The following is a 22,006-nucleotide window of genomic DNA, read 5'->3' as shown; positions in this document are numbered from 1 at the left end:
GTCGAGACAACCGTAGACGATCCTGTCCGCCGACCGTCATCCACGGTCCCACGCGGGACCGCTCCCCGCCCGGACCGAGCGCAGCACCAGGCCCGCCAACGGATCGTCCGCCCGGGTGTCGAGGGCGTGCTGCGCGCGCGTCTGTGCCCGCGCGGCGGACCCGAGCGCCCAGGAGCACCACGCCGCGACGGCCAACGCCCCCGCGGCGCCGGCGGCCGAGTCGGCCGACGGGTCCTCCGCACGCCAGTGCCGCCAGGCATCGGCGCACCGGTCGCCCGCGGTCCGGAGTCGCGCCCGGTCCGGCTCGGGACCGAACCCGCACAGCGCCGGCGGTGTCGGGTCGGAGAAGGGGTCGAAGGCGGCCACCGCACGGGGCTCGATCGGCGCGGGGTCGGCGAGGAACCGGATCACCGCGAGCCGGGTCGCCAGTGCTCCGCACGCCGTGACGACCGCGATCGACGCACCACGCGACGACGGTGCGTCGCCGGGCGCGACGAGGGCCGCGCAGGCGGCGGGGAGGGTGACGGCGGCCGCGATCTCGCGCGGGTAGCGCACTGCGGCGTCGGGGTGGCTTCGTGTCGTGACGGGGATCATGCACGTCATCGAAACGCACGCCGCGCCTCCTGGACCCGCCGACGTGGGCACCTGTGGAACGCGACCCGCCCCACCCGTCCTGTGGAGGACGAGCGGGGCGGAACCGGGATCAGACCGTCGCGGGCTCGAGGCTCTCCGCGACGAGGTCCCACGAGCCGTCGTGCTCCTCGAGGACGACGCCGTGCGCGCGGGCCCAGTCGACCAGCTCGGCCGTCGTCGTGACCGCCGCGCCCGTCCGGGCGAGGAGCGCGACCAGGCGACCCTTCGCGGTCTTGTTCCAGTGGTTCAACGCCTTGCGCCGACCGGAACCGTCGACGCTCACGACGCGCGGGACGACCGCGCCCGCGACGGGGCCGAGTTGCCGGTACCCCTCGGAACGCAGGTCGAGCACGAGCCCGTCCGCCGTGTGTGCCGCGAGCACCCGGGCGGACGGCTGCGGCCAGTGCGACGCGAGCCGGACGGACCCGAGCCGCGAGTCGTGGGAGAGCCGGTAGGCCGGGATGCGATCGCCACCGCGGACGGGACCGAACATCGCGGACTGCACGACCACGTGCTCGAACCACCACGCACGCGTCGCAGCGTCCGCGTCGAGGGAGCCGAGCGGGTCGTAGAGCACGCCCGTGTACCGGTCGATCGCCGGCATCGTGCCCGACGTGTCGAGCTCGAGGTTGCGGAACCGCTCCCCGATCGACTTCGGGCCGAGCTTCAGGGCCGTCCGGGCCGAGGACTCCTCGGAACTGACGGAACGGGCCGCGGTGATCACCGCGGCCCGTTCAGCAGCCAGTTCCGGGAACGACAGCGCACGCAGGTCGAGCGTGCGGTCCGTGTCCCCGCCCTCCCGCTTCGTCTCCGAAGGCGGGAGGAGGACGGTCAGTCCGGTCAGGACGCCAGCGCGGCCTGCCGCGCCACGATCGTGACCGTGTCGTGCTCGACCGACAGGAAGCCGTCCTCGGCGTCCGCCGCCACCGTCGAGCCGTCGGCTCGGGTGATGCGGACCTGTCCCTGCGCGAGGGTCGCGAGCAGCGGCTCGTGTCCCGCGAGGATACCGATCTGGCCCTCCGTCGTGCGAGCGACGACCATGGTGGCGTCGCCCGACCAGACCTCACGGTCGGCCGAGACGACGCTCACGGTGAGTGCCGCCATGTCAGCGGTTCTCCTTCTGGATCTGCGCCCACTTCTCTTCGACGTCGTTGATGCCACCGACGTTGAAGAAGGCCTGCACGGCCACGTGGTCGAACTCGCCGTCGGCGATGGCGCGGAAGGACTCGATGGTGTCCTTCAGCGGGACGGTCGAACCCTCGACGCCCGTGAACTTCTTCGCCATGTACGTGTTCTGCGAGAGGAACTGCTGGATACGACGAGCGCGCTCGACCGTGATCTTGTCCTCTTCGGAGAGCTCGTCGACACCGAGGATGGCGATGATCTCCTGCAGTTCCTTGTTCTTCTGGAGGATCTGCTTGACGCGCGTGGCCGTCTCGTAGTGGTCGGCACCCAGGTAACGGGGGTCCATGATCCGCGAGGTCGACGTCAGCGGGTCGATCGCCGGGTAGAGACCCTGCGAAGCGATCTCACGCGACAGCTCGGTCGTGGCGTCGAGGTGCGCGAACGTGGTCGCCGGCGCCGGGTCGGTGTAGTCGTCAGCCGGCACGTAGATCGCCTGCAGCGAGGTGATCGAGTGACCACGCGTCGAGGTGATGCGCTCCTGGAGCACACCCATCTCGTCGGCGAGGTTGGGCTGGTAGCCCACCGCGGACGGCATGCGACCGAGCAGCGTGGAGACCTCGGAGCCGGCCTGCGTGAAGCGGAAGATGTTGTCGATGAAGAGGAGCACGTCCTGCTTCTGGACATCACGGAAGTACTCCGCCATCGTCAGCGCCGACAGGGCCACGCGCAGACGCGTTCCCGGCGGCTCGTCCATCTGGCCGAACACGAGGGCGGTCTTGTCGAAGACGCCCGCCTCTTCCATCTCGCCGATGAGGTCGTTGCCCTCACGGGTGCGCTCGCCGACACCGGCGAACACCGACACACCACCGTGGTCCTGCGCGACGCGCTGGATCATCTCCTGGATGAGGACCGTCTTGCCGACGCCCGCACCACCGAAGAGGCCGATCTTGCCACCCTGCACGTACGGGGTGAGGAGGTCGATCGACTTGATGCCGGTCTCGAACATGGAGGTCTTCGACTCGAGCTGGTCGAAGGCCGGGGCCTTGCGGTGGATCGGCCAGCGCTCGGTGATCTCGAGCTTCTCGTCGGTGTTGAGCACGTTGCCCAGCACGTCGAAGACCTTGCCCTTGGTGACGTCGCCGACGGGGACCGAGATCGGAGCGCCCGAGTCACGGACCTCCTGGCCACGGACCAGACCGTCGGTCGGCTTCAGGGAGATGGCGCGGACGAGGTCGTCGCCGAGGTGCTGCGCGACCTCGAGGCCGATCTCCTGCGACGAGTCACCGATGGTGATGGTCGTGAACAGGAGGTTGTACATCTCGGGGATGGCGTCGTGCGGGAACTCGATGTCGACGACGGGGCCCGTGACACGGGCGATCCGGCCGACACCGGGCGCCGACGACGTCTCGACCGCGGTGGTTGCGGTGTCGGTCATGGCTGGTGCCTTCCTGAGGGTGGGTAACTGTCCGCGAACGACGCGGACTACTTCTTCTTCGACGAGAGGGCGTCGGCGCCGCCGACGATCTCGGAGATCTGCTGGGTGATCTCGGCCTGTCGGGCGTTGTTCGCGAGACGCGTGAAGTCGCGGATGAGCGAGTCGGCGTTGTCGCTCGCCGCCTTCATCGCCTTCTGCCGGGCGGCGTGCTCGGAAGCAGCCGACTGCAGCATGGCGTTGAAGATGCGGCTCTCGATGTAGACCGGGAGCAGCGCGTCGAGCACCGCGTCGGCGTCCGGCTCGAACTCGTAGAGCGGGAGCGGCTCGTCGTTCGACGGTGCCTCGACCCCCTCGACGACCTCGAGCGGGAGCAGCCGGACGACCTGCGGCTCCTGCGTGGCGAGGCTCAGGAAGCGGTTGAAGACGATGTGGATCTCGTCCACGCCACCCTCGGCCGTGTCCTGCAGGAACTTCGCCACGACGGCGTCACCGATCGACTTCGCGGTCGAGAACTCCGGCTGGTCGGTGTTGCCGACCCACTGCTGCTCCGACGCGCGCTCACGGAACGCGAAGTACCCGACGGACTTGCGCCCGACCAGGTAGAACACGACGTCCTTGCCCTCGCTGCGGAGCAGGGAGGCCAGCTCCTCGCCCTGCTTGAGGACGTTCGTGCTGAACGCACCGTTCAGCCCGCGGTCCGACGTGAACAGCACGACGGCTGCACGCGTCGACGACTCCGGCTCGGTGGTCAGCACGTGGTCGACGTTCGAGAACGTCGCCACGGCCGACACCGCGCGCGTCACGGCCCGCGAGTACGGACCCGACGCGGCCATGCGGGCCTGCGCCTTCTGGATCCGCGACGCCGAGATCAACTCCATCGCGCGAGTGACCTTCTTCGTGGTCTTCGCGGACTTGATTCGCTGTCGGTAGACCCGGACCTGCGCTGCCATCTAGCGACGACCCTTGACGATCTGCTCCTGGTCGACGTCGTCGGCCGAAGCGGCCTCGAACTGCTCGGACCCGAGCGTCTTGCCGTCGCTCGTCTGGAAGCTCTTGGAGAACTCGTCGATCTGCTTGGTCATCTCGGCGACGGTGTCGTCGCTGAGCTGGTTCGTCTCACGGAGCGTCGTCAGGACGTCCGAGTTGCGACGCAGGTGGTCGAGCAGCTCCGACTCGAAGCGCAGGACGTCGGCCACGGGGACCTCGTCGAGCTTGCCGTTCGTGCCGGCCCAGATCGAGACGACCTGCTCCTCGACCGGGTACGGCGAGTACTGCGGCTGCTTGAGGAGCTCGGTCAGACGGGCACCGCGCTCCAGCTGACGACGCGACGCCTGGTCGAGGTCGGACGCGAACATCGCGAACGCCTCGAGCGAGCGGTACTGCGCGAGCTCGAGCTTGAGCGTGCCGGAGACCTTCTTGATCGACTTGACCTGCGCGTCACCACCGACGCGGGACACCGAGATGCCCACGTCGACGGCCGGACGCTGGTTCGCGTTGAACAGGTCCGACTGCAGGAAGATCTGGCCGTCGGTGATGGAGATGACGTTGGTCGGGATGTACGCCGAGACGTCGTTCGCCTTCGTCTCGATGATCGGGAGACCCGTCATCGATCCGGCGCCGAGCTCGTCGGACAGCTTCGCGCAACGCTCCAGCAGGCGGGAGTGCAGGTAGAAGACGTCACCCGGGTAGGCCTCGCGGCCCGGCGGACGACGCAGGAGGAGCGATACCGCACGGTAGGCCTCGGCCTGCTTCGACAGGTCGTCGAAGATGATCAGGACGTGCTTGCCCTGGTACATCCAGTGCTGGCCGATGGCCGAGCCGGTGTACGGGGCGAGGTACTTGAAGCCGGCCGGGTCGGAGGCCGGGGCGGCGACGATGGTGGTGTACTCCATCGCGCCGGCGTCCTCGAGCGCACCCTTGACGGAGGCGATCGTGGAGCCCTTCTGACCGATGGCGACGTAGATGCAGCGGACCTGCTTGTCCTCGTCGCCCGACTCCCAGTTGGCCTTCTGGTTGATGATCGTGTCGATCGCGATGGCCGTCTTGCCGGTCTGGCGGTCGCCGATGATCAGCTGACGCTGACCGCGGCCGACGGGGATCATCGCGTCGATGGCCTTGATGCCGGTCTGGAGCGGCTCGTGCACCGACTTGCGGGACATGACGCCGGGCGCCTGCAGCTCGAGGGCACGACGACCCTCGGCCGGGATCTCGCCGAGGCCGTCGATCGGAGCGCCGAGCGGGTCGACGACGCGACCGAGGAAGCCGTCGCCGACGGGAGCCGAGAGGACCTCGCCCGTGCGGGTGACTTCCTGGCCCTCTTCGACACCGGCGAACTCGCCGAGCACGATGGCGCCGATCTCGTCCTCGTCGAGGTTCTGCGCGAGGCCGAGCGTGCCGTCCTCGAAGCGGATGAGCTCGTTCGCCATGACGCCGGGGAGGCCCTCGACGTGCGCGATGCCGTCGCCGGCGTCGATGACGTGCCCGACCTCGGCCGTGGAGGCCTTCGTCGGCTCGTAGTTCGAGACGAAGTCCTTCAGGGCATCACGGATCTCATCGGGGCTGATGGTGATGTCTGCCATGGGATTTTCCTTGTTGGTTTCCGGGGCCCTTCGGCTCCGAGAGGGTGACGCTGCCTGACTCGGCAGTTCCCGTTGTGGACTTGGGAGGAGCGGCTTCGACGGTACGCCTAGCCGGCGACCTGGAGCCGGAGCTCCGAGAGCCGCGTGGACACGGTGCCGTCGATGACGTCGCCGCCGATCTGCACCCGGACCCCGCCGACGACCGAGGGGTCGACCACGTGGTTGATGCTGATGCCCTTGCCGTGCTGCTCCGCGAGGGCACGGGCGACGCGAGCCGCCTGACCGTCCGTGAGCGGCGTCGCGGTGATGACCGTCGCGACGAGCTTGCCGGCCTGCTCGGCCACGATGCGCGAGGCGTCGCGGACGAGTTCACCGATGCGACGACCACGCGGCTGCTGCACCAGGTGCGACAGGATCACGATGGTCTGCTCCGATGCCTTGCCGCCGAGCAGGCGCTCGACGAGGGCGCTCTTCTCCGACGGGCTGCCGAGCTTGGTGCCCAGCGCCAGCTCGAGGTCGGCGTCCGAACGGACGGCGGTCTCGAAGGAGAACAGTTCGGCTTCGATCGGCATGCCGGACGCTGCCGTGGCGGCGACGGCGCGGATGCCCGCGTCCTCGATGCCGACGAGCAGGTCCTGGTGCGAGGACCAGCGCGAGCCGGCCACCGCGGTCAGGACCGCACGCGTCGCGGCCGACTGGCCGGCGAAGACGCGGTCGAGGACCACCTTCTTGCCGGCCGGGTCGGCCGTCGGGTCGGACAGCAGACCGAGCAGCTGCGGCGCACCGGCGATCGCACGCCCTGCGGCGAGGATCTCGGCACCGGCGGCGAGGTCGGCCGCACCGCCGAGGTCGGCGAGCACCGCCCTCGTCGACGCCAGTGCTTCCCTGGTGGCGCTGCGCATGCTCAGCGCTCCCCGGCCGACGATGCCGACGAACCCTGCGAGGCTTCGAGGTCAGCGAGGAACCGGTCCACGACCGCGGTCGACTTGGCGTCGTCCTTGAGCGACTCCCCGATCACGCCGGAGGCGAGGTCGAGGGCGAGGGTGCCCACCTCGGTCCGGAGCGACTGGAGCGCGCTCTGACGCTCGGCCTCGATCTGGGCCTGCGCGTTGGCGGTGATGCGTGCTGCATCGGCCTGCGCCTGCTCGCGGAGCTCGTTGCCGATCGCGTTGGCGTCGGAACGGGCCTGCTCACGGATGCGCGATGCCTCGGCACGGGCCTCGGCGAGCTGCTTGTTGTACTCGTCGAGCGCGGCAGCGGCCTGCTCCTGAGCAGCCTCCGCCTTCTTTATGCCACCCTCGATGGCCTCGGTGCGCTCGTCGAGCATCTTCGTGATCCGCGGGATGATGACCCGCCAGAAGACCAGCAGGATGACGACGAACGCCACCGCGGACCACACGATGTCGTACAGCGGCGGTACGAGGGGATTGTGCGTCTCCTCGGCCGCGATGATGAGTGCGTTCTGCATCGAGAGGCCTTAGTTGGTGAAGATGAAGTACGTCGCGATACCGATGAAGGCGAGGGCCTCGGTGAAGGCGATACCGATGTACATGAGGGTCGTCAGGCGGCCCTGGAGCTCCGGCTGGCGAGCGACGGACTCGATCGTCTTGCCGACGACGATGCCCACGCCGATGGCCGGGCCGATCGCCGCGAGGCCGTAGCCCACCGTCGCGATGTTGCCGGAGATTTCCGCGAGAACGGTCGTTGCGTCCACGTGTTTTCCTTTCAGGATGCGGCCCGGCGGATGCCGTGCCGTATTGGGGGTCAGTTCAGGTCGTTGGTCAGTGCTCGTCAGCCAGCGCGAGCTGGATGTACACAGCGGTCAGCAGCATGAAGACGTACGCCTGCAGCAGCGCGACCAGGATCTCGAAGAAACTGAACGCGATGCCGAACGCGAGCGTCCCGACTCCGAACGCCTTGAAACCGAGCGAGGCGTCGAAGAAGAAGAACTGCGTGGCAGCGAAGAAGAGGACGAGCAGCAGGTGGCCGACGACCATGTTCATCAGGAGTCGCAGGGTCAGCGTCACCGGACGGAGCACGAAGGTCGAGACGAGCTCGATCGGCGTCACGATGATGTACAGGTACCACGGGACCCCAGGCGGGAACAGCGAGTTCCGGAGGAAGGTGCCCGGGTGCTTGCGCAGACCCGCGTAGATGAACGCCACGTAGGCGACGATCGCGAGGATCATCGGGTACGCGATACGGCTGGTGCCCTGCAGGTTGAGCCCCGGGATCAGACCCGTGAGGTTCAGGAACAGCACGGAGAAGAAGATCGTGGCCAGCAGCGGGAGGAACCGCTTGCCGTCCTTCTCACCCAGGTTGTCGAAGGTGTTCCGGCGGACGACGTCGAACGCGTACTCGATGAGCGCCTGGCCGCGGCCGGGGACGAGCTTGAGCGAACGGGTCCCGATGATGCCGATCAGCAGCAGGACCGCGACGGCGATGAACCGGATGATGACGAGTCGGTCGATCTCGAAGGGCGTCCCGGCGAAGAAGATCGCATCCGGGAAGAACTCGTTGATCGACGGACCATGGAACTCGGCGGCCTTGCTGCTCCCCGCCGCAACGGTGTTACCCGCAGCGGTGAGGGACAGGGGAAGAGCGTGGGATAGCAGCGCTGTCTCCTGTGTCGGCGCGCGCACGCATGGCACGCGATGGTGGACGTTGTGGAGGCTCGTCCGCTCCGAGCAATGCTCCGGACGCGGACTCCGAGAAGCCTATCAGGTGCGAGAGGCTTCCCGGGCTCTCAGTTGCGGGGCGCGTCCTTCTCAGGAGACGCGGAGTCTCCGGGAAGGCTGACCCCGATCGGGATCCGGGCCTTCGCGACCGCGACCACGTCGATCACGAGCGAGCCGACGACCCCGACGATGATCGCGATCGCGAGCACCGGGAAGTCCACCCAGCCGCGGTCGCGCAGCAGGACGAGGACGACGATGAACACGACGAACTTGAGCAGCCACGTGCCCATCACGATCCCGAAGAACGCGCCGGAGATCATCTGCCCCTTGGAGACCCGCAGCGCCACCAGCACGCTCACAGCGGTCAGCCCGAGGAACACGACGCTGAGGACGGCTCCGAGCAGGCCACCGGCGAGCCCGGGACCGCCGGCGACGAGCAGTCCGACGACTCCCCCGACGACGGCGAGTCCGACGGCCAGGAGCGCGCCCCAGGTGATGATGCGGCGGAACACCGGCCGGACGTGGTCGAGCGCGTTCGGTGCGGTCACGAGTTGTCTCCTGGGATCGAGCGGTCGTTGGCGGCCCGGTCGAGCGGGTCGAGGCTGGCGTCCACCACGGCGGTGGACCGGGTGGCGACTTGTGCGGCGAACTCGGCGCGTTTGCGGCCGAGCGGGGCGAAGGTGGCGACGGCGCAGACTATGAAGCCGACGGCGACGAAGACGACCACCCAGTACCAGTCCACGAAGAGGAACAGCAGGCAGCCGATCGCCACGGTGGCCGTCCACGCGTAGAAGATGAGCACGGCGTGGAAGTGCGAGTGCCCCATGTCGAGCAGGCGGTGGTGCAGGTGCTTCCGGTCGGCCGAGAACGGGGACTTGCCCGCGCTGAGCCGACGCGTGACCGCGAGTCCGAAGTCGAGGATCGGCACGATGAGGATCGCGAACGGCAGCAGGATCGGGATGAACGCCGGCAGCAGCGCCTGGCGTGTCTGCACCGCTGCCGGGTCGATGTTGCCCGTGACCGAGACCGCGCTGGTGGCCATCAGGAAGCCCACGAGCAGGGCGCCGGCATCCCCCATGAAGAGCTTCGCGGGGTGCCAGTTGAGGATGAGGAAGCCGAAGCAGGCACCGACGAGCACGGCGGTGAGCAGTGACGGCAGGTTGAAGAAGAACTCCGTCTGCACGACCACGCGGTTGATGAAGAACGTGTAGAGGAAGAACACGCCGCCGGCGATGATCGCCACCCCGGCGACGAGGCCGTCGAGGCCGTCGATGAAGTTCACCGCGTTCATGACGAGCACCACCGCCAGCACGGTGAAGATCAGGCTCATGTAGGACGACCCGACCCCGAGCGTGTTCCCGATCGGCAGCGACACGATCGCCACGCCCTGCCAGGCGAGGATCCCCGCGGCGATGATCTGCCCGGCGAGCTTCGTCATCCAGTCGAGGTCCCAGATGTCGTCGGCGACGCCGAGGACCACGATGATGGTCGCCCCTCCGAGCACCGCCAGCACACGACCCGGCTCGGAGAACACCAACCGGAAGTAGTCCGTGCCGGCGATCGACGGGAAGAGGAACCACGCCGCGAGCAGGGAGACGATGACGCCGATGTACATCGCGATGCCGCCGAGCCGGGGCGTCGGCGTGCGGTGCACGTCCCGCTCACGGACCTTCGGGTACCACTTGTACTTCAGCCCCAGCTTCCAGACGATCCAGCTGACGCAGAAGCTCACCACGGCCGCGATGGCCCCGGCGAGCAGGTAGTACTTCATCCGACGAGGTCGGCTCCGACGACCCTGGTGATCTCCTCGTCCGGGATCACACCGTGGCGGACGATCCGGAGCTTGCCGCCGTCGGAGAGCCCCGTGGCGTCGACGATCGTCGAACCGGTCGACTCCGCGAACCCCTCGTGCGGCTCGAGCGAGCCCCCGTCGAGGTACACCGCGACGCTGTCGCCGAGCATCGCCTCGGCCTGGTCGGCGTCCATCGCGGCCGGGTCTCCCGTCGTGTTCGCCGAGGACACCGCGAGCGGACCGACCTCTTGCAGGAGTTCGAGGGCGATCCGCGAGTCCGGCATCCGGAGCGCCACGGTGCCCCGTGTCTCGCCGAGGTCCCAGTCGAGGGACGGCTGCGCACGGAGGATCACGGTGAGGCCGCCGGGCCAGAACTCGTCGACGAGGTCGCGCACCTGCTGCGGGATGTCGCTCGCGAGCGCGTCCAGGGTCGGCGGTCCGGGGATGAGCACCGGCGGCGGCGACTGCCGGGTGCGTCCCTTCGCGTCGAGCAGTCGCTGGACGGCGGCCGCGCTGAAGGCGTCCGCGGCCACGCCGTAGACGGTGTCGGTGGGGACCACGACGAGCTCTCCGCGCCCGAGTGCGGCACGTGCGAGCCGCATCCCGGTCAGGAGCCCGTCGGAGTCGGTGCAGTCGTATCGGGATGCCATGACTCGACGATGATAGTGCGACACAATGGGTGGCATCGTGAACGAGTCCCCTGCGCCCCGCCTCCTGTTCCTCTTCGACATGGACGAGGTCCTCGTCCGGTACGACTGGCAGGTGCGGATGGCCGCACTCGCCGAGTTCACCGGGCACGAGTTCGCGGAGCTCCGTCGCCGCTGGTGGGACTGCGGCAACGAGCAGCGCGCCGAGGCCGGCGGGTACGCCGACGGCGACGAGTACCTCGCCGCCTTCGCCGAGGCCATGGGCTGCGACGTCCCCGAGACCGAGTGGGCGCGGATCCGCGGCGCCGCGATGACCGAGCTGCCCGACCGGATCGAGGCGGTGCGCGTCGCGAGCGAGCACGGTCGCGTCGGTCTCCTGACGAACAACGGGCCACTGGCCGGCCGGTGGATCCACCGCTGGGCGCCGTCCCTCGCGCCCGTCTTCGGCGAGCACCTCGACACCACGAGCAACTTCGGGGCGCGCAAGCCCGAGCCGGAGGTCTACCGCCGCGCGCTCGAGCACCACGGCGTGCCCGCCGAGCGCACGTTCTTCGCGGACGACATGCCGATCAACGTCGAGGGCGCACAGAGTGTCGGCATCCACGCGGTGCTCGTCGAGGAGCACACCGACCTGCGCGAAGCCGTCCTCGCCTTCGTCGCGGAACAGCAGGCCGCCGCGCCCCTAGCGGAGCAGCCGGACCGCAGCGCGAACGTCCCATCACGCGTGCGCTAGGAAGCAGAATCGCGCGTACCGGGCAGGAACGGACGACCAGGTACGCGCGGAACGGCCCGCCATTCGCGGAACGGCACCGACTCACGGCGGCGGGCTGACCGGCGGAGGTGATCCGCGCCTCCAGGCCCGGACCGCCGCGCGATCCTTCCCATCACGCGTGCGGTAGGAAGCGGAAACGCGCGTACCGGGCAGGAACGAACGACCAGGTACGCGCGGAACGGCCTACCATGCGCGGAGCGGCCCACAGGACCACGCGCCCACACCGGGTCCAGGAGGCGCGGCTCGACCCCGCCTAGCGTGTCGCCGTGGTCGTGCGGTCGCGTCCCGTCAGGTCGACGTGCGTCTCCGGGGAACGGAACCCCCGGCGCGCCAGGACCTCGCGCACGCCGGCGCCCTGCGGCTCGGCGTGCTCGATGACGAGGACTCCCCCGGGGACGAGCAGGCGCCACGCGGTGTCGGCCAGGGCACGCACCGCATCGAGTCCGTCCGGACCGCCGTAGAGCGCCACGGCCGGGTCGTGGTCGCGGACCTCGGGGTCGATCGGCACCGCGTCGTCGGGCACGTACGGCGGGTTCGACACGACGACCGACACCGTGCCGTCGAGCTCGGGCAGCGCGTCGGCGAGGTCGCCCTCGACGAGGCGGACCGTCCCGCCGTGGGCATCGATGTTGCGCCGCGTCCACGGGAGCGCCTCGGGCGAGCGTTCGACCGCGTACACGACCGCGTTCGGCACCTCGGTGTCCATGGCGATGGCGATCGCGCCGCTGCCGGACCCGAGGTCGACGGCGACCGGCGACGGCACGGGCACCGCGCGGAGTGCGTCGATGCCGAACTGCACGACGCCCTCGGTCTCCGGCCGCGGGACGAACACGCCGGGGCCGACGGCCAGGGTCAGCGCCCGGAAGTACGCCTCGCCGGTGATGTGCTGGAGCGGCTCGCGGGTGACGCGTCGGGCGACGGCGTGCCGGAAGCGCTCGACGTGCTCGGCAGCGATCGCGCCGCCGGTCATCGCCCGGGCCTGCACGGCGCCGCGCGAGGTGTCGGTCGCCCAGGCGAGCAACAGCTCCGCGTCCACCTGCGGGGTCGGGACGCCGGCCGCGTCGAACGCCGCGGCCGCCTCGCGCAGGAGGCGGTCCGCGGCGAACGCGACGGGCGTGTCGGAGGCGGGTCGCGCCTCCAGGCCGTCCGAGGGGACGTCGCTCACGCGTCCTGGTCGCCGATGGCGGCCAGTCGTGCCTCTTCGTCCGCCTGGATGGCGGACTGGATGACGGGTTCGAGCGCACCGTTCATGACGCGGTCGAGGTCGTACGCCTTGTACCCGGTGCGGTGGTCCGCGATGCGGTTCTCCGGGAAGTTGTACGTACGGATGCGCTCCGAACGGTCCATGCCGCGGATCTGCGACTTGCGCGCGTCCGAAGCGATGGCGTCGAGCTCCTCCTGCTGGCGCGCGAGGATGCGGGCACGCAGGACGCGCATGCCGGCCTCGCGGTTCTGCAGCTGCGACTTCTCGTTCTGCATCGCGACCGTGATGCCCGTGGGCAGGTGGGTGATGCGGACCGCGGAGTCGGTCGTGTTGACGGACTGTCCCCCGGGCCCCGAGGACCGGTAGACGTCGATCTTGAGGTCGTTCTGGTTGATCTGGACCTCTTCGGGCTCGTCGACCTCGGGGAAGACGAGGACACCGGTCGTCGAGGTGTGGATGCGCCCCTGCGACTCGGTCGCCGGCACACGCTGCACGCGGTGCACGCCGCCCTCGTACTTGAGGTGCGCCCAGACGCCCTGCGACGGGTCGGTCGCGTTCGACTTGATCGCGACCTGGACGTCCTTGTAGCCACCGAGGTCGGACTCGGTGCGCTCGAGCATCTCGATCTTCCAGCCCTTGGACTCGGCGTAGTGCGAGTACATGCGCAGGAGGTCGGCCGCGAAGAGCGCCGATTCCTCGCCGCCCTCGCCACCCTTGATCTCCATGATCACGTCGCGCCCGTCGTCGGGGTCGCGCGGGATGAGCAGCCGGCGGAGACGCTCCTGGCGCTCCGACAGCTGCTCCTCGAGCGCCGGGACCTCGTCCGCGAACGCCTCGTCCTCACGCGCGAGCTCCTGGGCGGCGGCGAGGTCGTCCCCCGCCGCCTTCCAGGACTCGTACGCGGACTTGATCTGGTTGAGCTCGGCGTACCGCCGGTTCACCTTCTTCGCCCGGGCCGCATCGGCGTGGAGCGCGGGGTCCGACAGCTGCTGCGTCAGGTCCTCGTGTTCCGCCAGCAGCCCTGCCACCGACTCGAACACGCGTTACTCCTGGTGACCGTTGTGGTGCCCACCGGTCGTGGGGACCGACTTCTGCACCTGGACCAGGAACTCGACGTTCGACTGCGTCTCCTTGAGGTTCCGCAGCACGATCTCGAGGGCCTGCTGCGGGTCGAGCCCGGCGAGGGCACGGCGCAGGCGCCACGTGATCTTGACCTCGTCGGCGGAGAGCAGCTGCTCCTCGCGACGGGTGCCGGACGCGTTGACGTCGACGGCCGGGAAGATCCGCTTGTCGGCCAGGTGACGGTTGAGGCGGAGCTCCATGTTGCCGGTGCCCTTGAACTCCTCGAAGATCACCTCGTCCATCTTCGACCCGGTCTCGACGAGCGCCGTCGCGAGGATGGTCAGCGACCCGCCGTCCTCGATGTTGCGCGCGGCGCCGAAGAAGCGCTTCGGCGGGTAGAGGGCCGACGAGTCGACGCCACCGGAGAGCACGCGACCGGAGGCCGGCGTCGCCAGGTTGTAGGCGCGGCCCAGACGGGTGATCGAGTCGAGGAGCAGGACCACGTCGTGACCCAGCTCGACGAGACGCTTCGCACGCTCGATGGCGAGCTCGGCGACCGTCGTGTGGTCTTCTGCCGGACGGTCGAAGGTCGAGGCGATGACCTCGCCCTTCACCGTGCGCTGCATGTCGGTGACCTCTTCGGGCCGCTCGTCCACGAGGACGACCATGAGGTGCGCCTCGGGGTTGTTCTTCGCGATCGCGTTGGCGATGGCCTGCAGCACGACCGTCTTGCCGGCCTTCGGCGGGGAGACGATCAGGCCGCGCTGGCCCTTGCCGATCGGCGACACGAGGTCGATGATCCGCGTGCTGAGCTTCGAGGGCTCGGTCTCGAGGCGGAGACGCTCGTTCGGGTACAGCGGGGTGAGGTCCTGGAAGTCGACGCGCGCGGCGGCCTCTTCGGCGGTCTGCCCGTTGACCGAGTCGACCTTCACGAGCGCGTTGTACTTCTGGCGGCTCTGCTGTTCGTTGTCGCGCGGCTGCTTGATCGCACCGACGACCGCGTCGCCCTTGCGCAGGTGGTACTTCTTCACCTGGCCGAGGGAGACGTAGACGTCGTTCGGGCCCGGCAGGTAGCCGGTCGTGCGCACGAAGGCGTAGTTGTCGAGGACGTCGAGGATGCCCGCGATCGGGATCAGGACGTCGTCCTCGGTGATCTCCGGCTCGAACTCGTCGTTCTGCCCGCCGCGGCCGCGCTTGCGGTCACGCTGGCGACGGCTGCGGCCGCCCTCGGTCTCGTCGGCGTTCTGCTGGGCCTGCTGCTGCTGCTTCTGCTGGCCCTGCTGGCCCTGCTGCTTCTGCTGGCCGTTCTGCTGCTGGCCGTTCTGCTTCTGCTCGTTCTTGTCGTCCTGCTGGGCGTTCTTCTGCTCGCCCTGCTGGCCCTGGCCGTTCTGGCCGTTCTGGCCGTTCTTCTGGGCTGCGTCGGTCTTCGGGGCGTTGTCGCGACCGTTCTGGTCGCCGCCCTGCTCGCCGTTCTCGGCGTTCTGGCCACGGCCACGACCGCGACCACGGCTCCGACGGCCGCGGCGCGAGCCGCCCTCGCCCTGCTGTTCGTTCTGGTCGCCCGACTCGGTGCCGTGCGCGGACTGCTCCTGCTGGTCGCCCGCGGCGTCCGGCTGGGTCGGCTGCTCGGCCTGGTCCGGCGTCTGCTCGGAGCGCTCGGTGCGCTCGGCCTGCTGGCCGTTCTGCTGGTCGCGCTGCCCGCGGCCACGACGCTGGCCGCCGGTCTGCGCGGCTTCCTGGGCGTCCTTCTCGGCGCGGACCTGGTCGAGCCCGGCGAGGAGGTCCTCGGTGCCGGTCTGACCGTGGTTGGTGTGCTCGGCGGCCGAGGTCGGCGCGGCGCTCACGGTGCCGCCGGAGGAGGCACGGCGCGAACGGCGGGCCCGCGAGGACGCCGGCTGCTCCGCAGGGGCCTCGGTCGCTGCCGCTGCGTCGGCGACGGCCTCGGCAGCGGGTGCCTCGGTCGGCTCCGGCAGCGTCGGCTGCTCGGCCACGGGGGCCTCGACCGCGGGTGCGGCCGGCTCGGCGGGAGCGTCGTCCGTCACGGGACGCTTGTCCTCGATCGAGGCGATGAGGTCACCCTTGCGGAGCTTCGAGAGCCCCGTGATGCCGAGGGAGGAGGCGATGCGCTGGAGTTCCGGGAGCCGGAGGGCGCGCAGATCGCTGGGGATCTCCACCTGGGTGGAGTCGTTGACGTTCGTCAAGGTCGGTGTTTCCTTTCGAACCGCAGAACGCGGAGAGTTTCCACCGTCCCGGATGCACGGGTATGCATCGACCGCCGTTCAGACGACGGACCGGGATTCGGTGATCAGAAAGAGATTGCCCCCGCGCACCGGACCCAGCATGGCGAGGAAGTTCCTGCTGCCTACGCGGGTTCGGCTTGGAGCGCCGAGTGCGGCACCACTGTAGCACCACCGAGGTCGACGGCCAGCATGAGCGCCCGCCAGTCGGATTCCCCGTGTCGCGACACGAGGTCGGCCGCGGTGAGTCGCTGCGCGGGGTCGCTGCCGAGGACCAGGAGGCTCGGGCCGGCTCCGGAGACGACCGCCGCCAGGCCGTGCTGCCGCAGCAGGCCGATGAGGGCGTCGGTCTCCGGCATGGCGCTGGCACGGTAGGCCTGGTGCAACCGGTCCTCGGTCGCCGCCAGGAGCAGCTCGGGGCTCTGGATGAGCGCGGCGACGAGCAGGGCGGAGCGGGACACGTTGAACGCGGCGTCCTCGTGCGGGACGCTCGCCGGCTGCAGGGAGCGCGCGAGCTTCGTCGAGAGCGTCGAGGTCGGCACGAAGACCACCGGCGAGACACCGCGGTGGACGAGCAGGCGCTTGTACGCCGGGCCCTCCGCGGTCATCCACGCGATGGTCAGCCCGCCGAACAGCGCCGGCGCGACGTTGTCGGGGTGCCCCTCCATCTCGGTCGCGAGCGTGAGCAGGGTCGAGGCGTCGAGGTCGACGACGCCTTCGAGCAACCCGCGCGCGGCCATCAGCCCGGCGACGATCGCGGCCGCCGAGGACCCCATGCCGCGGCCGTGCGGGATGGCGTTCACCGCGTGCAGCTCGAGGCCGGGCTGCTGTGCGACGCCGGCGTGCTCGAGCCCGCGGCGCACGGCGCGGACGACGAGGTTCGTGTCGTCGGTGGCGACCTCACCCGCGCCGACACCGTCGACCGTGACGGTCGCGCCGGGCTCGGGCCGGACCCGGACGACGACCTCGTCGTAGAGCGACAGGGCGAGGCCCAGGGAGTCGAACCCCGGTCCGAGGTTCGCGGAGGTCGCCGGGACCCGTACGCGGACCGCCCGTCCGGCCGGTACAGCGATCTGGGCGGTCATGCCCTCCCCCGGTCCGGACGAGCGGTCGGGGCTCACTCGGCGCCGACCAGTCCGAGCACGTCGGCGACCGACTTGGTGTCGACCGGGACGCTCGTCGGGGTGACCTCGCCGCCGTCCTGCGTGCGGAGGGCCCACTGCGGGTCCTTGAGGCCGTGGCCGGTCACCGTGATGACGACCTTCGCGCCCTTCGGCACGACGCCGGCGTCGGCACGCTCGAGGAGCCCGGCGACGCCGATGGCCGAGGCGGGCTCGACGAAGACGCCGACCTCGGCGGAGAGGATGCGGTGCGCGGCGAGGATCGCCTCGTCGGTGATGGCACCGAAGTAGCCGTCGGTCTCGTCACGGGCCTCGAGCGCGAACTCCCACGAGGCCGGGTTGCCGATGCGGATCGCGGACGCGATGGTGTCCGGGTTGCGGACGACCTCGCCGCGGACGATCGGGGCCGAGCCCGCGGCCTGGAAGCCGAACATGCGCGGGAGCCTGGACGACCGACCGGCGGCCACGTCCTCGCGGTAGCCGCGGGAGTACGCCGTGTAGTTGCCCGCGTTGCCGACCGGCAGGAAGTGGAAGTCGGGCGCGTCACCGAGTACGTCGACGACCTCGAACGCGGCGGTCTTCTGCCCCTCGATGCGGTCGTTGTTGACCGAGTTCACCAGGTGCACCGGGTAGTTCGCGGCGAGGTCGCGCGCGATGTCGAGGCAGTCGTCGAAGTTGCCCTGCACCTGCAGCAGCTGGGCGTCGTGGGCGACGGCCTGGCTGAGCTTGCCCATGGCGATCTTGCCCTCGGGCACGAGCACCGCGGCGGTGATGCCGGCGTGCGTGGCGTACGCGGCGGCGGAGGCGCTGGTGTTGCCGGTCGAGGCGCAGATGACGGCCTTCGCACCGTGCTCGACGGCCTTCGAGATCGCCATGGTCATGCCGCGGTCCTTGAACGACCCGGTCGGGTTCATGCCCTCGAACTTGACGTAGACCTCGGCCCCCGTGCGCTCGGACAGGCGGCGCGCCGGGATGAGCGGGGTCCCGCCCTCACCGAGCGTGACGACGGGCGTCGCCTCGGTGACGTCGAGACGGTCGGCGTACTCGCGCAGGACACCCTGCCACTGGTGGGCCATGAGGCTCCCCTTCTTGTCGGTTCTGGAGTTCGGTCGGGCGCGGCTCAGGCGCCGACGACGCGGAGGACGCTCGTGACCTCGGCGACGACGTCCTCGTTGCGGAGGGCGACCACGGTCGCGGCGAGGTCGGACTCGCGCGCCAGGTGCGTGCCGATGACGAGGGTCGCGGTCGCGTCGGACCCGGTGGCGACGGTCTGCTCGACGGTCTCGACGCTGACGCCGTGCTTCGCGAGGACGCCGGCGACGGTCGACAGCACACCCGGGGCGTCCGTGACCTGCAGCGTGATCTGGTAGCGCGTGCGGACGGTGCCGATCGGGAACACCGGCAGCGCGGACTGGGTCGACTCGGCGATGCCGGGGCCACCGATGACGTGTCGGCGTGCGGCGGACACCAGGTCGCCGAGGACGGCCGAGGCGGTCTCGACCCCGCCGGCACCGGCGCCGTAGAACATCAGGTCGCCGGCGGCCTCGGCCTCGACGAACACGGCGTTCTTCGCCCCGTGCACGCTCGCGAGCGGGTGCGACTCCGGCACGAGGGCCGGGTACACGCGGGCGCTGACGCCCTCGGTGCCCTGCTCGTCGGTCAGGCGCTCGGCCGTCGCGAGGATCTTCACGACGTACCCGGCCTTGCGCGCGGCCCGGACCTGCTCGATCGTCACCGAGGTGATGCCCTCGCGGTGGACGGCGGCGAGCGGCACCGAGGTGTGGAACGCGAGCGACGCCAGGATCGCGGCCTTCTGCGCGGCGTCGTAGCCCTCGATGTCGGCGGTCGGGTCGGCCTCGGCGTACCCGAGCTCGGTGGCGGTCGCGAGGGCGTCCTCGAACGTCGAGCCCTCGCGGTCCATCAGGTCGAGGATGAAGTTGGTCGTGCCGTTGACGATGCCCATGATGCGCTCGATGCGGTCACCGGCGAGGGAGTCGTGCAGCGGTCGGATGATCGGGATCGCGCCGGCGACGGCGGCCTCGTAGTAGAGCTGTGCGCCCACCTGCTCGGCGACCGCGAAGAGCTCCGGGCCGTGGGTCGCCAGGAGGGCCTTGTTGCCGGTGACGACGTCGGCGCCGGACTGCAGCGCCTGGAGCACGAGCGTCCGTGCCGGCTCGATGCCGCCGATCAGCTCGACGACGATGTCCGCGCCGAGGATGAGCGACGCCGCGTCCGTCGTGAAGAGCTCCTTCGGCAGGTCGACGTCGCGCGGGGCCTCGAGGTCGCGCACCGCGATCCCGACGAGCTCGAGGCCGGCCCCGGCGCGCGAGGCGAGCTCGTCGCCGTGTTCGAGGAGGAGCCGCGCCACCTGGGAACCGACCGAGCCGGCTCCGAGCAGCGCGACGCGGACGTTGCGGTATTCGATCATCTGGTGCGGGTCCTGTTCGTGGGGAGTCGGGTCGTCCGAGGGGCTCAGGCCCCCGGGACCACCCCGGTGTCGCGGGCGAGGAGGTCGTCGATCGACTCGCCACGCACGAGGATACGGGGTACGCCGTCGGCGACCGCCACGACCGGCGGGCGTCCGACGTGGTTGTAGTTGCTCGCCAGGCTCCAGCAGTACGCACCGGTGGCGGCGACGGCGAGGAGGTCCCCGCGGTGCACGTCACCGGGCAGGTACTCGTCGTTCACGACGATGTCGCCGGACTCGCAGTGCTTCCCGACCACCCGGGTGAGGACCGCGGGGGCGTCGGACGTCCGGGCGAGCCGGGCCGTGTAGTCGGCGCCGTAGAGCGCGGGTCGGGCGTTGTCGCTCATGCCGCCGTCGACCGACACGTACGTCCGGGTGGCGGGCTCCTGCTCGTCGTCCGAGAGCGTCACGGGCTTGATGGTGCCGACGCGGTAGAGCGTGATGCCCGCGGGCCCGACGATGTACCGGCCGGGCTCGACCGCGATCTCGGGGACCGGGATGTCCCGCTCGGCGCAGGCCTCGGCCACGATGGTCGCGAGCGCGTCGGCGACGTCCTCCGGCTCGAACGCCGAGTCGGCCTCGGTGTAGTCGATGCCCCAGCCGCCGCCGAGGTTGAGCTCCGGCACCGGACCGGTCGCCACGAGCGTGGCGTGCACGTCCATCAGGCGACGCGCGGCCTCGCGGAAGCCGGACTCGTCGAAGATCTGCGAGCCGATGTGCGAGTGCAGGCCGACGAAGGCGAGCGAGGGCTCGGCGCGGACGGCCTCGGCAGCGGTGACGGCCTCGGTCAGGGGGATGCCGAACTTCTGGTCCTCGCGCGCGGTGGCGAGGTACTCGTGCGTCGACGCGTGCACCCCGCTGTTGATCCGGATGCGCACGCGCTGCACGACCCCGGCGTCGGCCGCGGCACGGGCGACGCGCTGCACTTCCTCGTGGCTGTCGAGGACGATGGTGCCGACGCCGACCTCGACCGCGCGGGCGATCTCGGCGTCCGACTTGTCGTTGCCGTGGAAGCCGAGGAGCGCCGGGTCGACTCCGCCGGCCAGGGCCACCGCGAGCTCGCCGCCGGTGCACACGTCGACGCGGAGGTCGGCCTCGACCATCCACGCCGCGACCTGCGTCGTCAGGAACGCCTTGCCGGCGTAGTAGACGTGCGCCCGGGTGCCGATCCGCTCGAACGCCTCGGTGAAGGCGTTCCGCACCCGCACCGCACGGGACTGCACGTCGCGTTCGTCGACCACGTACAGCGGCGTGCCGAACTGCGCGACCAGGTCGGACGCGGCGATCCCGCCGACGACGAGCTCGCCGTCGTCGGTCCGGGTCGCGGAGGCGGGCCAGATCCGCGCGGTCAGCGCGGAGGCGTCCGTCGGGAACCGCAGGTGCTGCGGGGCAAGGGGGTTCTCGCTCACGGGACCCGATCCTACCGAGCCGAGCCGCGCCTCCTGGCCGTGTGACGCAGCCACGTGCTCAACCGCACGAACCGACCGTCTGCAACCCCGCCTCGTTGAGCGGCAGCGAGTCGGCCGTGACGCGCACCGTCGCCTCGGAGGCGGTGACGTCGAGCGACCGCACCAGGAGCCCCGACGGCAGGAACTGCGCCGTGCAGACCTCGACGGGGACGTTCGTGACGCCCGGGATCGAGTCCACCTTGAGGCCGAGCGACGAGTTCGTGATCCGCACCGTCTTCGGCGTGATCGTGATGCCCTTGCCGTCGTCCTGCGCGGCGACGTCGCCCTTCGCCGCGTAGGTGATGTCGTAGCCGAGGACCGCGGTCTTGCCGGAGAGCTCCACGCCGCCGTCGACCAGGCTGAGCCGGTCGAACAGCGGGCTGTACTTCGACAGGTCCTTCACGGACGCGGCCGCGAGCCGGACGTGGCCGTCGACGTCGCGCACGTCGCCCTTGCCGTCGACGGGCACGTCTCGCGCGGTGACGTCGGCGGCGAGCGGGATGCCGTCGATGGTGAGCTTCTCGGAGGAGATCTCGACCTCGTCGAGCTGCCCGCTGATCAGCTGCGGGATGACGATGCCCTTCGCGTGCGCCTCGACCTCGCCGGTGGCGCCGGACGGCAGCGACTGCTCGACCTGCTGGGCGATGATGCGGTCGACGACACCGCGGAGGACGAACTCGGCGATCACGACGAGCGCGGCGAGGACGACCACGACGACGATCAGCACGACGGGCCAGCGACGGCGCTTCCGGGGGGTCACGGTGGCGGCGGACATGCGTCCCACCTTGCCAGGTGGCCCCGGCAGC

At 70.3% G+C, this 22,006-nt stretch carries 22 protein-coding genes; 1 reads left to right on the top strand and 21 read right to left on the bottom strand.

Features of this window, described 5'->3' with window-relative positions; genetic code table 11:
- Positions 1–36: 36 nt before the first annotated feature.
- From BM028_RS12560 to BM028_RS12500, 13 genes are all read right to left on the bottom strand, one after another.
- Complete coding sequence (locus BM028_RS12560; RefSeq protein ID WP_139219825.1) at positions 37–594, bottom strand: hypothetical protein; 558 nt, start codon at positions 592–594, stop codon at positions 37–39.
- A 109-nt stretch (positions 595–703) separates the two neighbouring features.
- Positions 704–1,468: a YaaA family protein gene (locus BM028_RS12555; protein ID WP_254789595.1), complete on the bottom strand. Its 765-nt coding sequence runs from the start codon at positions 1,466–1,468 to the stop codon at positions 704–706.
- 5 nt (positions 1,469–1,473) lie between these two features.
- Positions 1,474–1,737: a F0F1 ATP synthase subunit epsilon gene (locus tag BM028_RS12550; protein ID WP_022905458.1), complete on the bottom strand. Its 264-nt coding sequence runs from the start codon at positions 1,735–1,737 to the stop codon at positions 1,474–1,476.
- A 1-nt stretch (position 1,738) separates the two neighbouring features.
- Positions 1,739–3,193 carry a F0F1 ATP synthase subunit beta gene (gene atpD, locus BM028_RS12545; protein WP_022905457.1) on the bottom strand — a complete coding sequence of 485 codons (1,455 nt, stop codon included), beginning with the start codon at positions 3,191–3,193 and terminating at the stop codon, positions 1,739–1,741.
- A 47-nt stretch (positions 3,194–3,240) separates the two neighbouring features.
- Entirely contained in the window at positions 3,241–4,143 is a 903-nt protein-coding gene (locus BM028_RS12540) for a F0F1 ATP synthase subunit gamma (RefSeq protein WP_071296243.1), read from the bottom strand.
- Positions 4,144–5,772 carry a F0F1 ATP synthase subunit alpha gene (atpA, locus tag BM028_RS12535; protein WP_070416289.1) on the bottom strand — a complete coding sequence of 543 codons (1,629 nt, stop codon included), beginning with the start codon at positions 5,770–5,772 and terminating at the stop codon, positions 4,144–4,146.
- Between the two features lie 107 nt (positions 5,773–5,879).
- The gene (locus BM028_RS12530; protein WP_092386955.1) at positions 5,880–6,674 is read right to left on the bottom strand and encodes a F0F1 ATP synthase subunit delta; all 795 of its coding nucleotides are present in this window, start codon (positions 6,672–6,674) and stop codon (positions 5,880–5,882) included.
- A 2-nt stretch (positions 6,675–6,676) separates the two neighbouring features.
- The gene (locus BM028_RS12525; RefSeq protein ID WP_070416291.1) at positions 6,677–7,240 is read right to left on the bottom strand and encodes a F0F1 ATP synthase subunit B; all 564 of its coding nucleotides are present in this window, start codon (positions 7,238–7,240) and stop codon (positions 6,677–6,679) included.
- A 9-nt stretch (positions 7,241–7,249) separates the two neighbouring features.
- Positions 7,250–7,486, bottom strand: a complete 237-nt coding sequence (atpE, locus tag BM028_RS12520) for an ATP synthase F0 subunit C (RefSeq protein ID WP_070416292.1) — start codon at positions 7,484–7,486, stop codon at positions 7,250–7,252.
- A 67-nt stretch (positions 7,487–7,553) separates the two neighbouring features.
- On the bottom strand, positions 7,554–8,414 hold the full coding sequence (gene atpB, locus BM028_RS12515) for a F0F1 ATP synthase subunit A (RefSeq protein WP_374115161.1): 861 nt from the start codon (positions 8,412–8,414) through the stop codon (positions 7,554–7,556).
- Between the two features lie 104 nt (positions 8,415–8,518).
- Entirely contained in the window at positions 8,519–8,998 is a 480-nt protein-coding gene (locus BM028_RS12510) for a Cg1360 family ATP-synthase-associated protein (RefSeq protein ID WP_254789564.1), read from the bottom strand.
- The gene (locus BM028_RS12505; protein WP_070416293.1) at positions 8,995–10,221 is read right to left on the bottom strand and encodes an MraY family glycosyltransferase; all 1,227 of its coding nucleotides are present in this window, start codon (positions 10,219–10,221) and stop codon (positions 8,995–8,997) included. Before BM028_RS12505 ends, BM028_RS12510 begins: the two co-directional genes overlap by 4 nt.
- Positions 10,218–10,892 (bottom strand): L-threonylcarbamoyladenylate synthase, encoded by a 675-nt coding sequence (locus BM028_RS12500; protein ID WP_070416294.1) that lies wholly within the window; start codon positions 10,890–10,892, stop codon positions 10,218–10,220. The genes BM028_RS12505 and BM028_RS12500 overlap by 4 nt, the downstream gene beginning before the upstream one ends.
- 37 nt (positions 10,893–10,929) lie before the next feature.
- On the opposite strand from BM028_RS12500, the gene BM028_RS12495 reads away from it, so the two are divergent.
- On the top strand, positions 10,930–11,622 hold the full coding sequence (locus tag BM028_RS12495; RefSeq protein WP_139219824.1) for an HAD family hydrolase: 693 nt from the start codon (positions 10,930–10,932) through the stop codon (positions 11,620–11,622).
- 292 nt (positions 11,623–11,914) lie between these two features.
- On the opposite strand, the gene prmC is transcribed toward BM028_RS12495, so the two are convergent.
- The 8 genes from prmC to BM028_RS12455 form a co-directional block, all read right to left on the bottom strand.
- Positions 11,915–12,802, bottom strand: a complete 888-nt coding sequence (gene prmC, locus BM028_RS12490; protein ID WP_092387296.1) for a peptide chain release factor N(5)-glutamine methyltransferase — start codon at positions 12,800–12,802, stop codon at positions 11,915–11,917.
- Between the two features lie 20 nt (positions 12,803–12,822).
- A complete protein-coding gene (gene prfA / locus BM028_RS12485) occupies positions 12,823–13,905 on the bottom strand; it encodes a peptide chain release factor 1 (RefSeq protein ID WP_070416296.1) in 1,083 nt (360 codons plus the stop codon).
- Between the two features lie 3 nt (positions 13,906–13,908).
- On the bottom strand, positions 13,909–16,128 hold the full coding sequence (gene rho / locus BM028_RS12480) for a transcription termination factor Rho (RefSeq protein ID WP_092386951.1): 2,220 nt from the start codon (positions 16,126–16,128) through the stop codon (positions 13,909–13,911).
- A gap of 161 nt (positions 16,129–16,289) precedes the next feature.
- Positions 16,290–17,249, bottom strand: a complete 960-nt coding sequence (gene thrB, locus BM028_RS12475; protein ID WP_071296240.1) for a homoserine kinase — start codon at positions 17,247–17,249, stop codon at positions 16,290–16,292.
- Positions 17,250–17,281: 32 nt separating this feature from the next.
- Entirely contained in the window at positions 17,282–18,361 is a 1,080-nt protein-coding gene (thrC, locus tag BM028_RS12470) for a threonine synthase (RefSeq protein ID WP_070416299.1), read from the bottom strand.
- Between the two features lie 44 nt (positions 18,362–18,405).
- Entirely contained in the window at positions 18,406–19,713 is a 1,308-nt protein-coding gene (locus BM028_RS12465) for a homoserine dehydrogenase (protein WP_092386949.1), read from the bottom strand.
- Positions 19,714–19,757: 44 nt separating this feature from the next.
- Positions 19,758–21,161 carry a diaminopimelate decarboxylase gene (lysA, locus tag BM028_RS12460; RefSeq protein ID WP_092386947.1) on the bottom strand — a complete coding sequence of 468 codons (1,404 nt, stop codon included), beginning with the start codon at positions 21,159–21,161 and terminating at the stop codon, positions 19,758–19,760.
- A gap of 58 nt (positions 21,162–21,219) precedes the next feature.
- Positions 21,220–21,975, bottom strand: coding sequence for an LmeA family phospholipid-binding protein (locus tag BM028_RS12455; RefSeq protein ID WP_070416302.1), 756 nt, complete (start codon positions 21,973–21,975; stop codon positions 21,220–21,222).
- Positions 21,976–22,006 lie beyond the last annotated feature (31 nt).

Origin of the sequence: Curtobacterium sp. YR515 (genome assembly GCF_900113095.1) — a bacterium.
Taxonomy (GTDB): domain Bacteria; phylum Actinomycetota; class Actinomycetes; order Actinomycetales; family Microbacteriaceae; genus Curtobacterium.
This window is presented reverse-complemented; position numbering and strand designations above follow the sequence as displayed.